Origin of the sequence: Carboxydocella sp. ULO1 (assembly GCF_002049255.1) — a bacterium.
In the GTDB taxonomy this organism is placed as follows: Bacteria; Bacillota.
In genome coordinates this window covers 1-14,170 of sequence record NZ_BDLQ01000057.1, presented here as the reverse complement: position 1 = coordinate 14,170, position 14,170 = coordinate 1, and the positions used below count along the sequence as shown (strand labels likewise).

Annotated in this window: 18 protein-coding genes and 1 rRNA gene; 16 read left to right on the top strand and 3 right to left on the bottom strand. The window is 44.9% G+C overall.

All coding sequences use genetic code 11. From position 1 onward, the window contains the following. The 5 genes from rrf to ULO1_RS08155 form a co-directional block, all read left to right on the top strand. Positions 1 to 108 (top strand): 5S ribosomal RNA (rrf, locus tag ULO1_RS08170); the annotation flags it as partial. Positions 109 to 276: 168 nt separating this feature from the next. Further along, a complete protein-coding gene (locus tag ULO1_RS08165) occupies positions 277 to 1,110 on the top strand; it encodes a DNA adenine methylase (RefSeq protein WP_242947918.1) in 834 nt (277 codons plus the stop codon). A 25-nt stretch (positions 1,111 to 1,135) separates the two neighbouring features. After that, complete coding sequence (locus ULO1_RS08160) at positions 1,136 to 2,284, top strand: hypothetical protein (RefSeq protein WP_078665762.1); 1,149 nt, start codon at positions 1,136 to 1,138, stop codon at positions 2,282 to 2,284. A gap of 12 nt (positions 2,285 to 2,296) precedes the next feature. Further along, complete coding sequence (locus tag ULO1_RS15175; protein ID WP_242947917.1) at positions 2,297 to 2,434, top strand: hypothetical protein; 138 nt, start codon at positions 2,297 to 2,299, stop codon at positions 2,432 to 2,434. Further along, positions 2,419 to 3,093, top strand: coding sequence for a TRM11 family methyltransferase (locus ULO1_RS08155; protein ID WP_307167850.1), 675 nt, complete (start codon positions 2,419 to 2,421; stop codon positions 3,091 to 3,093). The genes ULO1_RS15175 and ULO1_RS08155 overlap by 16 nt, the downstream gene beginning before the upstream one ends. Positions 3,094 to 3,118: 25 nt before the next feature. Here the strand turns inward: ULO1_RS08155 and ULO1_RS15305 are convergent, their stop codons facing one another. Together ULO1_RS15305 and ULO1_RS08145 are read right to left on the bottom strand one after the other, a co-directional pair. Further along, complete coding sequence (locus tag ULO1_RS15305; RefSeq protein WP_278308219.1) at positions 3,119 to 3,700, bottom strand: lytic transglycosylase domain-containing protein; 582 nt, start codon at positions 3,698 to 3,700, stop codon at positions 3,119 to 3,121. Positions 3,701 to 3,735: 35 nt separating this feature from the next. After that, positions 3,736 to 3,966: a hypothetical protein gene (locus ULO1_RS08145; protein ID WP_078665759.1), complete on the bottom strand. Its 231-nt coding sequence runs from the start codon at positions 3,964 to 3,966 to the stop codon at positions 3,736 to 3,738. 68 nt (positions 3,967 to 4,034) lie between these two features. Between ULO1_RS08145 and ULO1_RS08140 the strand changes: the two genes are divergently transcribed. The 8 genes from ULO1_RS08140 to rsmI are packed head-to-tail and all read left to right on the top strand — an operon-like array spanning position 4,035 to position 10,294. Next, positions 4,035 to 5,444, top strand: coding sequence for an aminotransferase class I/II-fold pyridoxal phosphate-dependent enzyme (locus ULO1_RS08140; protein WP_079933362.1), 1,410 nt, complete (start codon positions 4,035 to 4,037; stop codon positions 5,442 to 5,444). After that, positions 5,445 to 6,083 carry a dTMP kinase gene (tmk, locus tag ULO1_RS08135; protein WP_078665757.1) on the top strand — a complete coding sequence of 213 codons (639 nt, stop codon included), beginning with the start codon at positions 5,445 to 5,447 and terminating at the stop codon, positions 6,081 to 6,083. Beyond that, positions 6,070 to 6,522, top strand: a complete 453-nt coding sequence (locus tag ULO1_RS08130) for a YaaR family protein (RefSeq protein WP_078665756.1) — start codon at positions 6,070 to 6,072, stop codon at positions 6,520 to 6,522. Before tmk ends, ULO1_RS08130 begins: the two co-directional genes overlap by 14 nt. Positions 6,523 to 6,539: 17 nt before the next feature. Next, the gene (gene holB / locus ULO1_RS08125; RefSeq protein ID WP_159071758.1) at positions 6,540 to 7,532 is read left to right on the top strand and encodes a DNA polymerase III subunit delta'; all 993 of its coding nucleotides are present in this window, start codon (positions 6,540 to 6,542) and stop codon (positions 7,530 to 7,532) included. 5 nt (positions 7,533 to 7,537) lie between these two features. Continuing rightward, positions 7,538 to 8,353 carry a stage 0 sporulation family protein gene (locus tag ULO1_RS08120; protein WP_078665754.1) on the top strand — a complete coding sequence of 272 codons (816 nt, stop codon included), beginning with the start codon at positions 7,538 to 7,540 and terminating at the stop codon, positions 8,351 to 8,353. A 4-nt stretch (positions 8,354 to 8,357) separates the two neighbouring features. Continuing rightward, positions 8,358 to 8,738 (top strand): initiation control protein YabA, encoded by a 381-nt coding sequence (locus ULO1_RS08115; RefSeq protein WP_078665753.1) that lies wholly within the window; start codon positions 8,358 to 8,360, stop codon positions 8,736 to 8,738. Further along, positions 8,707 to 9,453: a tRNA1(Val) (adenine(37)-N6)-methyltransferase gene (locus ULO1_RS08110; RefSeq protein WP_078665752.1), complete on the top strand. Its 747-nt coding sequence runs from the start codon at positions 8,707 to 8,709 to the stop codon at positions 9,451 to 9,453. The genes ULO1_RS08115 and ULO1_RS08110 overlap by 32 nt, the downstream gene beginning before the upstream one ends. Further along, positions 9,446 to 10,294 carry a 16S rRNA (cytidine(1402)-2'-O)-methyltransferase gene (gene rsmI, locus ULO1_RS08105; RefSeq protein ID WP_079907650.1) on the top strand — a complete coding sequence of 283 codons (849 nt, stop codon included), beginning with the start codon at positions 9,446 to 9,448 and terminating at the stop codon, positions 10,292 to 10,294. Before ULO1_RS08110 ends, rsmI begins: the two co-directional genes overlap by 8 nt. Positions 10,295 to 10,326: 32 nt before the next feature. Here rsmI and ULO1_RS08100 read toward each other — a convergent pair whose 3' ends face one another. Continuing rightward, positions 10,327 to 10,578 carry an AbrB/MazE/SpoVT family DNA-binding domain-containing protein gene (locus ULO1_RS08100; RefSeq protein WP_078665750.1) on the bottom strand — a complete coding sequence of 84 codons (252 nt, stop codon included), beginning with the start codon at positions 10,576 to 10,578 and terminating at the stop codon, positions 10,327 to 10,329. A 268-nt stretch (positions 10,579 to 10,846) separates the two neighbouring features. On the opposite strand from ULO1_RS08100, the gene metG reads away from it, so the two are divergent. From metG to ULO1_RS08085, 3 genes are all read left to right on the top strand, one after another. Continuing rightward, positions 10,847 to 12,769 carry a methionine--tRNA ligase gene (gene metG / locus ULO1_RS08095; RefSeq protein WP_078665749.1) on the top strand — a complete coding sequence of 641 codons (1,923 nt, stop codon included), beginning with the start codon at positions 10,847 to 10,849 and terminating at the stop codon, positions 12,767 to 12,769. A 12-nt stretch (positions 12,770 to 12,781) separates the two neighbouring features. Next, a complete protein-coding gene (locus ULO1_RS08090; protein ID WP_078665748.1) occupies positions 12,782 to 13,561 on the top strand; it encodes a TatD family hydrolase in 780 nt (259 codons plus the stop codon). 89 nt (positions 13,562 to 13,650) lie between these two features. After that, the coding region (locus tag ULO1_RS08085) for a G5 domain-containing protein (protein WP_200806951.1) at positions 13,651 to 14,170 on the top strand (520 nt) is incomplete at its 3' end.

Genomic DNA, 14,170 nt, shown 5'->3' with positions numbered 1-14,170 from the left:
AATGGCGGTGGGGCAACACCCGTACCCATACCGAACACGGCAGTTAAGCCCACCAGCGCCGATGGTACTTGGACCGCAGGGTCCTGGGAGAGTAGGTCGCTGCCGGACACGAGCTAACCCATCAAGCAGAAATGCTTGGTGGGTATTTTATTTATATTCCATATTTTATCGAATTAAATTGACTACCGGAAGGAAGTTAACTGTAAGTGTAGAATAGAATATTGTGCTGAATAAAAAAGGTAAAGGATAAAACTAATTTTTAGGGGGAATTTAAATTTGATTAATTATAAGATGGTTAATTATAAGGTTCAAATAAAGCCATTAGTAAAATGGGCAGGCGGTAAGACACAACTTTTAGATACAATAACAAAATTTTTGCCTGAAAGTTTTGATAGATATATAGAACCATTTATTGGGGGAGGAGCTTTGTATTTTTTCTTAGAGCCAGAAAAGCCAATAATAATTGATAAAAACCATGAACTTATCAATTTTTATAGAGTGGTTAGGGATAATTTGGACGAAATGATTGAAGAATTAACAAGTTATAAAAATGATGCGGAGTTTTATTATTATATTAGAAAGTTACAGCCACACCAATTAACAAATATACAAAGAGCAGCAAGATTTCTTTACTTAAACAAAACTGGATATAATGGGCTTTGGAGGGTAAATAAAAAGGGAGAATTTAATGTACCTTTTGGAAAATATAAAAACCCTAAATTAATTGATAGAGAAAACTTAATGCGTGCAAGAGAATTATTAAAAAGAACTGAAATATTATTTGGTGATTTTGATATGTGTTTAGATTATGCAGACAAAAATACCTTTATCTATTTTGATCCCCCCTATCATCCGCTTTCAGAAACATCGTCTTTTACTAGTTATACAAGCGACGATTTTACAGAGAAAGACCAGATCAGGTTAGCAAATATTTTTTGTGAATTAGATAGAAGAGGGAGTAAACTAATGTTAAGTAACTCTGATACTCCGTTTATTAAGGAACTTTATAAAGGATATAACATAGTTAAAGTTTATGCCAAAAGAGCTATAAATTGTCGTCCGGATAAACGTGGCCCCATTTCTGAATTAATAATTAGAAATTATAGCTAATGAAGAAGTAGAATAGGTGAGAAAAATGGCAGGTTATATTATTAACCTAAATTCAAATAGTGCTTTAGAACTATATATTAAGAATGGAGTTTATTCTACTTTGTTATCACCCCCGAATGGATATTGGAGAATACATCATGAAGCCACTTTTGCTGATTATGCTACAATGAAACCAGGAGACAATATATATTTTTTTATTGACCGCAAAATTTATGGAATTGGGGAATTAGTAAATATAAACGGAGATTGCAAGTTTTTAAACTATCCTGATGCTAATAAGCCATTATTACCTCCATATTCAGAATTGGAAAAAAAGTTGTTATGGAATGAAGGCCAAGGAAGTATAAACCAACGATGGATATGCGTATTTAAACCAAGTCCATATTTTTTTAAAGAAGGAATAGATATGGATGATGTTCTTGCCTCAAACCCGCCAGTATTTCGTATGTTAAGAGCTTTTTGGAAGGTATCATTTATAAAAGTTGATGATGATGAAAACCAGGCTTTAATTGATATATTCTTGCGGCGTAACAAAAATATTTTAACTAATCCAAAATCCCATGAATGTTTTTTTAGTGATTACATAAATCATCATTCTTTGTTAAGTAAAAAAATTACGCCAGATTATTTATTTAATTGTAACGACATTCTAAAAAGCTGTGCCGATGGAGATCGTCTTTCTCACGAAATGGCTCTAGAAGCAGGAATTCTTTTTCAGCTTTCTCAGAAAGAACCTAATACAATCAAGATATTTGGCGAATGGGATTATTTATCTCATCAAGTAATTGCGTCTCCTTTTAAGCCAATTGATTATATGGATAAAATGGATATTTTCGGATACTCCTATATTAAGGGATTTAAAAATACAAAATCGGAGTATATTGTAATTGAAAACAAAAAAGATATAGCAAGATTGGAAGATATTGAACAATTAATGAAGTATGTAGACTGGATTAGAGATGAATATGCTTTTGGTGATTATTCAATGATAAATGCATTTTTAGTTGCTTATGATTTTTCTAATGATGCTATACAAAATTTAACAAATATAATACAAAGAAACTACTTAAAAGGAAGAAGACCCATCCAATCAAAAACCTGGACTGGATTAAAGTTAATAAAATACAAATATGATATAAGGAGTTCAAATATAAAGTTTGAAATATTTGTTTAGGAGAAATTATTTATGGACAAAAAAGATGACTTATTTCAAGAGATTAATCTAGAAACAACTACGGTTTGGTCTTTTCCGGACAGGGGTAATTGGGCGACGCATAAAGTGATTATAGGGGAAATTTTGCTCCACAAATTGCTAGAAATGTAATACTGAAATATTCTTCAGAAGGTGAATTAATTTTAGACCCTATGGTAGGCAGTGGGACTACACTCATTGAAGCTAAAATTTTAGGCAGGAAAGGCATAGGTGTTGATATAAATGAAAAAGCAATAAACATAACTAGGGAAAGAATAAAAATTGATTATAATAATACAGAAAGCAACTTTAAATTATTTAATGCTGATGCTCGTAATTTATATTTTATTAAAGACGAAAGTATAGATTTAATTTTAACTCACCCGCCTTATTTGAATATAATATCTTATTCTGAAGGTAAAATAGATGGCGATTTGTCTAATATTTCTGGTGTCAAAAAATTTTGTGATGAGCTTGAAATAATAATTGCAGAGTTATATCGCGTTCTAAAACCTAATAGGTATTGTGCGATTTTAATTGGTGATACCAGAAAGGGCAGACATTACGTTCCTTTAGCTTATTATGTGATGGAACGTTTTTTAAATCAAGGATTTGCCCTTAAAGAAGATATAATAAAAATTCAGCATAATTGTAAAACTACAGAAGGAATATGGCGCAATAAAGCTAATCAACTGGATTTTTATTTAATTATGCATGAGCATTTGTTTGTTTTTAGAAAACCGAAACCAAATGAGGACTTGAGTAAAATTAGATATAGTATAAAAAAGTAAAAGGACTGTCCCAGCGACAGTCCTTTTAGGCTTCCAGCTCCAACTTATTAGACAAAACCCGTTTCACATAGTTTTGCGTTTCCTGATAAGGGGGAATATTATTACCGTACTTTTTCACAGCATGGGGACCAGCATTATAGGCCGCTACAGCCAGGGCTTCATTGCCCCCAAACTGGTCCAGCAGTTGCCTTAAATATTTTGTACCCCCTTCGATATTCTGGGCTGGATCGAAAGCATTGGTTACTCCAAGCGCGCGGGCAGTAGCAGGCATTAACTGCATCAGCCCCTGGGCCCCGACGCGGGAAATAGCATGGGGATTAAAACTGGACTCCGCTTGAATTACAGCAGTGATCAGATCCGGATCAACCCCGTATTTTTGTGCCGCTTGCTGAATTAATGGAGCGAAAGCAGCAGGGGCTTTAATCGCACCTGAAACTTGCTGTCGCGTAGTTTCCGCTTTTTGCTCGGCCTGCGCAACAGCAGATTGCAAGATCTCAGCAAAACTGGCAGTATTGTCAGTATTAAGAGAATTAGGTAACTGGTTTTGACTAAAAGTAGAGGTCAAAATCTGCCAGCGCCAGAGAAACAGGAGCAGTTCAATATCCACCGCTATCACCTCTACTCTTAGTTTAAACCAAAGGTTCATCTCTGTAAAGAATGAGAATTTATCCAGGACTGATATCGGTGGCGGAGATGAGCCTGTTCGATTTCATAGCGCAGCTGTTTTAAAGTGAAGTAATCAATACCCAGGCTGCTGGAAACTTCAAAGTCATCTTTGCCTTTTTGCCAGAGCGATACTATCCGTTTGACATTGGTACGATACTTTTTGCTTAATTTAGCAAAATCGATAATGTCTTCCCGTTTTTTCTTCATAAGAATCCCTCCATTTCCCCCGGTACAACTATTTTTCGCTTTTCCTTTTCTGATATGAGTTAAAACTTTTGGCACAGCTGCGGGCTTATGGTAAAATAAAAATTATGAACAAACAAGCAGATTGTCCAATTTTTGATGCCATAAATGAATATCTGGCCCAAAAGGGAGATTGCTGGCATATGCCGGGCCATGGTCAGGGCCGGGCTTTTCAATCCCTTTGGCCAGAGCTGGCTGCGGTTGCCCGCTGGGATGTCACCGAGATCCCGGGACTGGATAGCTGGCATCAGCCAGAGGGTTGTATTGCAGCTGCGGAAAAACTGCTGGCAGAGGCATATCAAACCCAGGCTTCCTTTTTTCTGGTGGAAGGAGCTTCAGCGGGAATCTGGGCCATGATGGCAGCGGTGGTCTCGCAAAATGGAAACAGAATAGCTATACCGCGCTGGGCTCATGCCAGTGTCTTCCATGCTCTGGTGCTGACGGGGGCGGAACCGGTATTTTACCCTCCAGTTTTTTTGCCGGAATGGCAGCTGATTATCGGGCCAGAAACTGAAGGGGTTGCGCTGGATAGTGATGGTATTTTCTTTTTGTACCCTTCCTATGAAGGGGTAGCCTGGCCTCTTAAAGACTGGATGCTGGCAAATAGCTACAACACCACTGCACCTGTTCTGGTAGATGAGGCCCATGGCGCATTATTTCCCTGGCATGAAAGGATGCCTGTAAGTGCCATCACTTCAGGCTGTGACGGGGTGGTGCATGGGTTGCATAAAACCGGTCCGGCTCTGACACAGACGGGTTATCTGCACCTGCCCACTACGAAACTAAAGGCTGACTGGGTGCGAAAGAACCTATCGCTACTCACTACAACCAGCCCTTCCTATTTGTTTATGGCGGCACTGGATCTAGCGCGCAGGGAGCTGTATTTTCATGGCCGGGAAAAAATCGAGCAGATGCTGGAGTGGGCGGAACAATTGCGCTGGGAGCTGGAGAGGATAGGGATAGAAGTATTAAAACCAGAGCAATTACCAGCCGGCTACCAGCTGGATAGGACCAGGCTTTTGTTGAGGTTGGAAGGATATACAGGAGTAGAAGTGGCTACTCATTTAAGACAGAAGGGGATAGTGGTAGAAAAATACGAGGCAGATCGGGTCCTGTTATTGATAAACTATGACTTCAATCCAGAACAGGGGAAAAGATTAATCGAGGCTTTAGGCCAATTAAAACCAAAAACGGGGAAACCTAACTGCTGGAAAGAACAATTTTATCCTGAGGAGAACCGCCTGGTCATGTTGCCCCGGGAAGCCTGGCTGGCCAAGAAAGAACGGGTAGCAACAAATCAGGCCAAAGACAGAGTGGCAGCCCAAACGGTAGCACCATGCCCACCGGGTTTAGCTATTGTTTGTCCCGGGGAAGTAATTCAGGCAGATACCATCGCTGCACTGGAGGCCTGGGGTATTGAGGAAATTTGGGTGGTGAAATAGTTGCGGACAGGAAAATTTATCGTATTTGAAGGACCGGATGGAGCGGGAAAATCAACGGTATTACAGGAAATAACCAGTAAACTGCAACAGACTGGTGTCAGTTATCTTACCACCAGGGAACCCGGGGGGACCAGAGAAGGACAGCTATTGCGGGAATTGTTGCTTAGAACTGATTACGAATGGTGTGGTGAGGCTGAGGCCTTTCTATACTGTGCTGACCGAGTGCAGCATGTCAGGCGCTTGATTTTGCCGGCGCTGGCAGAAGGGAAAATAGTGCTCAGTGACCGATACTATTACAGCACACTGGCTTATCAGGGTTACGGACGAGGCTGGAATTTGACCTTTTTACGGCAAATTAACCAGATGGCTACCCTGGGAGTGGAGCCGGACCTGGTTTTCCTCTTTGATATTGAACCAGAGCTGGGATTAAGCCGGGTTAAGAAAAATCGCCAGGGACAAGCCCCTGACCGTCTGGAACAGGAAGAGCTGGCCTTTCACCAAAGGGTGCGGCAAGGTTATCTGGAATTGGCCAGAGAGCAAAACTGGGAAATCATCGATGGCAGTCGCGACCTGGCTGAAGTGGTAGATTCGGTTTGGCAGATCCTGCAGCAAAGGATGAGAGAAAATGAAAATATCTGATTTACGCCGTGGGCCCGGGGGTTTGCCGGGAATTGATGGTCCCGGGCGGGAAAAAGATGGCGAGGCTCGCAGGGCTGATTTTAATGAGCAGCTCATCAAGGCCCAGACCACGGAAACCAGAAAACAGCTGGATAAATTAATCAAAGATATTGAAGTACAGGGCCAGCGGCTGGCCAATCACCGAACCCTGGTGGAACTGAAAAGATATAAGGAAATGGTGCGTAACTTTTTGCGGGAGGTAGTTTCATCTGGCTATCAGGTCCGGGAAGAAACGGGCTGGGACCGTAGAGGCCGATATAAAGTGCATGTCCTGGTGGATAAAGTCAATGCCAAACTGGAGGAATTGACCGAGGAGATTTTGCAAAAAGAAAAAAGCCAGGTGGAAATACTGGCCCGGGTAGATGAAATTCGGGGCTTACTGGTAGATATGTATACCTGAATTAAGTGGTGAACATGATGTTGAAGGAAATTATCGGGCATAAACAGTTAGTCCGTTTTCTTTTAAAAAACCTCAAAAACCAGCAAATGGCCCATGCTTACATTTTTCAAGGACCGGTGGGAATTGGGAAAAGGGTGGTAGCCCAGGCTTTTGCCCAGGCTTTTTTATGCCTTCAGCCCCGGGAGGATGGGGATGCCTGTCAGAGTTGCCAGGCTTGTTATCTTTTTCAAGCCGGGACTCATCCTGAGTTTATCCAAATCCAGCCGGAAGGTAACTCTATTAAGATAGAGCAGGTTCGGCAGTTACAGCAGACCCTGACATTGAAACCTGTGCTGGAGCGGGGACGAGTCGTTTTGATCCAGCAGGCTGATGGGATGACTGAGGAAAGTGCCAATAGCCTGCTAAAAATTCTGGAAGAGCCGCCGGAAAGAACCGTATTTCTTCTCCTGACTGACCGGCCTTTTGCTTTACTGGAAACCATTCGTTCCCGCTGTCAGACTTTGCAGTTTTACCCTCTCAATAATGAGGAAATGCGGGAATTTGCCGGCAAGGTGATGCCGGAAGGCTGGCAGGGGGAGATTGAGACCCTCTTGTTGCTGGCAGAAGGGATTCCGGGCAAACTGGAGGAATTTTTGCAGGAAAAAGGTCTGGCTTTGACTCGTCAACAGGTTATCACGGGATTAAAAGATATTTTAGCCCAGGGGGTTAGTTGCTGTTTTAGACAGGCAGAGGAATGGGAAAAAGAAAAGGAACTGCTGTCTGTCAAACTGGAAATTCTCCTGAGTATTTTTCGGGATTTGCTGGTTCATGAGCTGGCAGCAGAAAATCAACTGACCTTAAATAGGGATTGTGAGCCATTGTTAAAGGAAATGAAACAGCGTCTACAGCGGGAACAGATACTGGTTATCACAGACAGCATCCTAAAGGCCCAGCGCCTGCTGACTACCAATGTAAACATCCGGCTCTTGCTGGAATGGCTGTTTCTGCAAATCGCCAGATACGGAGGTTAGAATAAATGGTAAAAGTAGTAGGAGTGCGCTTTAAGGAAGCGGGCAAGATCTATTATTTTGATCCCGGGCCCTGGGAGGTAAAAGCCGGTGATCATGTGATTGTGGAAACAGCCCGCGGGATTGAATATGGTCAATGTGTGACCGGGATCAGGGAAATTGCGGAGGAAGATGTAGTTCAGCCTTTAAAACAGGTTATTCGGATTGCAAATCCCGAAGATGCGGAAATTGTAAAAGAAAATGAAGAAAAGGAAAAACAGGCCTTCAAAATCTGTTTGGAAAAGATTCAGGAACATGGCTTGCCCATGAAACTGGTAGGGGTGGAATACACCTTTGACCGCAGTAAAATCATTTTCTATTTTACTGCGGATGGCCGGATTGATTTCCGGGCCCTGGTCCGGGACCTGGCCGCTATTTTCCGTACCCGGATTGAGTTAAGGCAAATCGGGGTAAGGGATGAGGCCAAGATGCTGGGCGGGCTGGCCAGCTGTGGTCGGGTCTTGTGTTGTAAAACATTCCTGGGGGAATTTGTCCCTGTTTCCATCAAAATGGCTAAAGAACAGAACTTATCCCTTAACCCGACTAAAATTTCCGGTATCTGTGGGCGTTTGATGTGTTGCCTTAAGTATGAAAATGATGTTTATGAAGAAGAGAAAAAGGATTATCCACCTCTGGGAACCTGGGTTAACCTTCCGGCGGGAGAAGGAAAAATAGTTGCTGCTAATATTTTAAAGAAAACCGTTAGTGTGGAAATGAAGGAAAGCAAACACATTGTGGAAGTTCCTCTGGATGAAGCGAAAAGACTCCTCAACAACAAGGAGTGAGAGCATGCAGCTCATCAAAAAAATCACCGAGCTGGAAATTATCATCAAACATTTGCTGGATGAGTTACAGGAATTAAAAGAAAAGGCATTAAACTTGGAAGAGGAAAATGAAAAACTGCGCCGGGAAGTGACAGAAATCTACCAGAATTATCTGCAAGGAGAAGTACAGATAAAAAAGACGGAAAGGAAGCCCTTGAAACCGGTGGGGGGCGAAGGTTATGATAACCTGGCTCGTTTATATAATGAAGGTTTTCATATTTGCAATCTGCATTTTGGGCAAATGCGCCAGGAAGGGGACTGTCTCTTTTGTATGGGCTTCTTAAAAAAATCCCTGGAAAGGGAGGAAAACCAACTTGGTCCGATTGGAGCCAGGAGAAAGAATTGATACTTTGACTACTGACGGATTGCAGATCATTCAGGCAGAAGATCAGTTTCGCTATACCATTGATGCTGTTTTGCTCAGCTGGTTTGCAACTGTCCAGCGGGGGGATACTATCCTGGATCTGGGTACCGGAACGGGCATCATTCCTCTTCTAATGATCCAGCGTCAACCGGATTTGTCCTTTACGGCCCTGGAATTAAACGAACAGGTGGCTGAACGGGCACAGCGCAGCATCAGGCTTAATAAACTGCAGGAGAGAATTGAAGTTGTTAATGCTGATTTACGCAGCTGGAAACCCGGCAGGCATTATAACCTGGTGGTGGCCAACCCACCCTATCGCCCCCTGGGACAAGGAAAACTGAGCGCAACTAAAAAGATCGGCATGGCTCGCCATGAACTTACCTGTACTCTGGAGGATGTCATTAAAGCGGCAGCCAGGGCCCTGGGGACCAGAGGCCGCCTGGCTATGGTTTATCGTCCGGAAAGACTGGCTGAGCTAATGGTGCTGCTGGTCCAATACCGTTTTCAGGTGAAGCGCCTGTGGTTTGTACATGGCAAGGAAAGCAGGATAGCCACTCAGGTTTTGCTGGAGGCATATAAAGATGGGGGCCCAGGGTTAAAGGTATTACCTCCCCTGTTCATCTACGATGAACAGGGGCATTATACATCAGCCATGCTTGCTATTTATAAAGATCTGAGGAGTGTAGGCCTTGAGTAAGGGAGTGCTTTATGTTTGCCCAACCCCCATTGGCAATCTGGAAGATATAACCTTGCGGGTACTCAGAGTATTAAAGGAAGTAGACCTGATTGCGGCTGAGGATACCCGGCACACCATTAAGCTACTTAATCATTTTCAGATTTCCACTCCTCTGACCAGTTATCATGAACATAATGAAACCAGTAAGGGGCCCAAATTGATTGACCAGCTCCAGAAAGGGAAAAAGATTGCCCTGGTATCGGATGCAGGCATGCCGGGAATTTCCGATCCGGGTTTGCATTTGATTGATCTGGCCTGGCAGGCCGGGATTAAAGTGGAAGTGTTGCCGGGCCCCAATGCAGGTTTGACAGCACTGGTAGCTGCGGGTATGGCGGAATTGCCCTTTACCTTTTTCGGTTTTCTGCCCCATCACAAAAAAGAACGGCGCCAGCTCTGGCGAAAGCTGCGACAGCATCCCTACACCCTGGTTTTTTATGAAGCCCCTCATCGTCTGCGGTTGCTGTTGGAAGAAATCCGGGAGTATTGCCCAACAGCACAAATAGCCATTGCCCGGGAGCTGACCAAGGTACATGAAGAGATTGTAAGGGGCCAGGTGGAAGAAATTATGCACTGGTGGGAAGAGAAACAGCCCCGGGGTGAGTTTGTAGTAATACTAAATCCGGGGAAAAAAGAAGGGCAGAATGAGGAAGAAACAGAGACCCATACTGAAGATAGGGCATTGATGCGGGCCCGGCAACTTATGGAGACTGGGATGAGCCTGAAAGAAGCGGCGCGACAGGCGGCGGCAGAAACCGGTTTTAGTCGCCGGGAAATATACCAGCGGTTGCTGACAAAAGAATAAGGGGGCTTATTGCCCCCTTATTTGTTTTAGCCCTACTTGCTGGCCAGTTCGCCCATTTCCTTGGCGCAGTCCATGCAGACATTTTTGCCCCGGAAATGGGTGATGTTACCGGCATTGCCGCAGAAAACACAGGCCGGCTCGTATTTCTTCAGGATGATTTTTTCCGCATCTACATAGATTTCCAGGGCATCCTTTTCATCAATGCCCAGAGTTCTGCGCAACTCGATGGGAATAACCACCCGGCCCAGTTCATCAACTTTTCTTACGATACCAGTAGACTTCATCACAGACGTCTCTCCCTTCGACAAGTTTCGACAAATTACTACATCAACCGTCAGACTTATGATACCAAGCTTTCCATTTAAAGTCAAGGGGGCATTTGCATTTCTTGACAATTTTTTTTGTATCAGCTATTATCAGTAATAGTATTACCCGTATGGGTAAAAATGATGTGAAGAGGAGTTTGACAGCAGGTTGTCCCCGGGAATGCCGTGAACAACCTCTTACCCCTTCAGTGAGGGGTTTATTTTTTCCGAATGAGGAGGTAAGAAAATGGCCAAACCTACATTTTATATCACCACCCCCATTTATTATCCCAGCGATAACTTACATATCGGCCATGCCTATACTACGGTGGCCGCAGACACCATTGCCAGGTACAAGAAGTTGAGAGGGTATGATGTCCGGTTTTTGACCGGATCTGATGAACATGGCCAGAAAATCCAGCGAACCGCTAAGGCTCGTGGCCTTACTCCTCAGGAACATGTAGATCAGATTGTTGCCGGGTTTCAGAAGCTGTGGCGTCTCCTGTATGTGGATTATGATGATTTTATTCGCACCACCGAGGAACGGCATAAAAAGGTAGTGCAGGCTATTTTTCAGAAGATTTATGACCAGGGAGATATCTATAAATCAGAATATGAAGGCTGGTACTGCACTCCCTGTGAAACCTTCTGGACGGAAAACAAACTGGTAGATGGCAATTGTCCCGATTGCGGCCGACCGGTAGAGCTGGTGCGGGAAGAAAGCTACTTTTTCCGTATGTCCAAATATGCCGACCGTTTGTTACAGTACATTGAGGAACATCCTGAATTCATTCAGCCTGTTTCCCGGCGCAATGAAATGATTAATTTCATCAAACAGGGTCTGGAGGACCTCTGTGTTTCCCGGACCACTTTTGACTGGGGTATTCCTGTGCCCTGGGATCCCAAGCATGTCATCTACGTCTGGTTTGACGCCCTGACCAACTATATCTCCGCCCTGGGTTATGGCGGACCGGAATGGGAGAAACTGGGCAAGTACTGGCCGGCGGTACACCTGGTGGGGAAAGATATTGTGCGTTTCCACACCATCATCTGGCCCATAATCCTGATGGCAGCCGGTATACCCCTGCCGGAAAAGGTAGTCGGACATGGCTGGCTACTGCTGGCCGGGGGCAAGATGTCCAAATCCAAGGGCAATGTGGTGGATCCCGTTCAGCTGGTGGAAAAATACGGGGTAGATGCTGTACGCTATTTCCTCTTGCGGGAATTGCCCTTTGGTTCTGATGGCTACTATTCGGAAGAAGCTCTGGTCAATCGCATCAATGCTGATCTGGCCAATGACCTGGGCAATCTGGTTTCCCGCACGGTGGCCATGATTGAAAAATACCGGGATGGGATCGTGCCCGCCCCTGGTCCCCTTCAGGCAGTTGACCAGGATCTGATTGAAACCTACCGGCAGGCTCTGGCTGGATATACGCGGGCCATGGATAATCTGGAGCTGGCCAATGCCCTGTCCGAACTGTGGCCACTAATAGCCCGGGCCAATAAATATATTGACGAAACCGCCCCCTGGGTACTGGCCAAAGATCAGGAACAACAGGATAGACTGAATACAGTTCTCTATAATCTGGCTGAAGTGATCCGCATAGTTACAGTAATGCTCTCACCCTTTATGCCTTTACTGGCTCCGCGGGTCTGGCAACAACTGGGCCTGACGGATTTGAATAAGGCAGATTGGGATTCGGTACAGGTCTGGGGAGGTTTACCGGCTGGTTTGAAAGTAGTCAAGGGCCAGGCCCTTTTCCCGCGGATTGATTGGAAAGGAACAGAAACGGAGGCAGAAAAAGTGACAGTGGAAAAAGTAGAAAAAGCAGTATCTGTTGACAATAATTATATCACTATTGAAGATTTTGGTAAAGTGGATTTGCGGGTTGTAGAAGTTATTGCCGCCGAAAAGGTGCCTAAAGCTGATAAACTGCTGAAACTAGAGGTTAAGCTGGGTGATGAAATCCGCACCATCGTGTCCGGGATCGCCCAGCACTATGCTCCTGAAGAACTGGTAGGCAAACGAGTTGTGCTGGTAGCCAACCTGAAACCTGCCAGGCTACGGGGAATTGAAAGTCAGGGTATGATTCTGGCAGCTTCTGATGAAAACGGGCTGGAGGTACTGACTGTCCAAAAAGATATTAAACCCGGGTCGAAAGTAAAATAAGGGGCGAATAAAATGGCGAAACTGAAACTCTTTGATACCCATGCCCACCTGGATGACCGCAAATATGACCAGGACCGGGAGGAAATGTTACAACGGGCCCGGGAGGCCGGAGTGGAGCGGATTGTCAATGTGGGTTATGACCTTTCCTCCTCCCGGCGTTCCCTGGCCCTGGCGGAAAAATATGATTTTATCTATGCGGCGGTGGGCATTCATCCCCATGATTCAGCAACTGCTAATGAGGATACCTGGAAACAATTGCTGGAACTAGCGGCTCACCCCAAGGTGGTAGCTCTGGGAGAGATGGGCCTGGATTATTACCGGGACTTGTCTCCCAGGCCGGTACAGCAAGGGGTTTTTGCTCACCAGATGGAACTGGCTCAACAGGTAGGTAAACCGGTGATTATCCATGACCGGGATGCTCATGCCGATCTGCTGGCAATGGTAAAGGAATCCCGGATTGGAGAAAAGAACGGTGGTGTCTTCCACTGCTTTTCCGGCAGCTGGGAAATGGCTAAAGTTTGCCTGGACCTGGGGTTTTATATATCCATTGCCGGTCCGGTGACGTTTCATAATGCCCGCAAGTTAACCGAGGTTGCCGCCAAAGTACCGCTAGAGCGCCTGTTGATTGAAACCGATGCGCCTTATCTTACCCCTGAGCCTTATCGGGGTAAACGGAACGAATCAGCCTATGTTGTCTGGGTGTTGCGCAAAATTGCGGAACTAAGGCAGATGGATCCGGAGGAACTGGCAGTACGCACTTTCGACAATGCTTGCCAGCTTTTCCGGATTTAGTCGGAAACTTTTGCCACTGGTAATTTTTTCTCCGGCAGGAATTCATCCCTCCTTTGGCGAATATAGTATAAGCGAAAGGAGTGGATGCAATGGTAATAAACCGCAAACTCCGGACAACACTGGCCCTGCTGTTAGCCTTTGTTCTGGTGATCAGCGGCAGTGCTGCCTGGGGGAAAACGGTGAAAAGGCCCTCCCGTACCAAAATTAAAACCCAAACGGTCTATAAGTACGAGTACACCACTTTTACAGCCCAGCCGCTGGTTCAGTATGACCCCAAGAAACCGGCAGGCTGGCGACAGGTATTGCGTCAGGCTAAACCGGGAAAAATCGAAAAGAAATATCGTCTGGTATATCAAAATAACAAGCTCATCCAAAAACAGTTAGTAAAACAGCGGGTTGTGGCAGCTGCCCGGCCAGCCCTGATAGTAAAGGGAGGCAACAGAGTGGCTTCCCGCGGCGGGGTGATTTCCCGGGGTGGCGAACGGGATGTGGCTAAAGTAATGAATGTCCTGGCTACTGCTTATACCCATACAGGTCGGCGCACAGCTACAGGTATCTGGCCCCATCGGGGAGTAGTGGCGGTGGATCCCAGGGTGATACCTTTTGGCA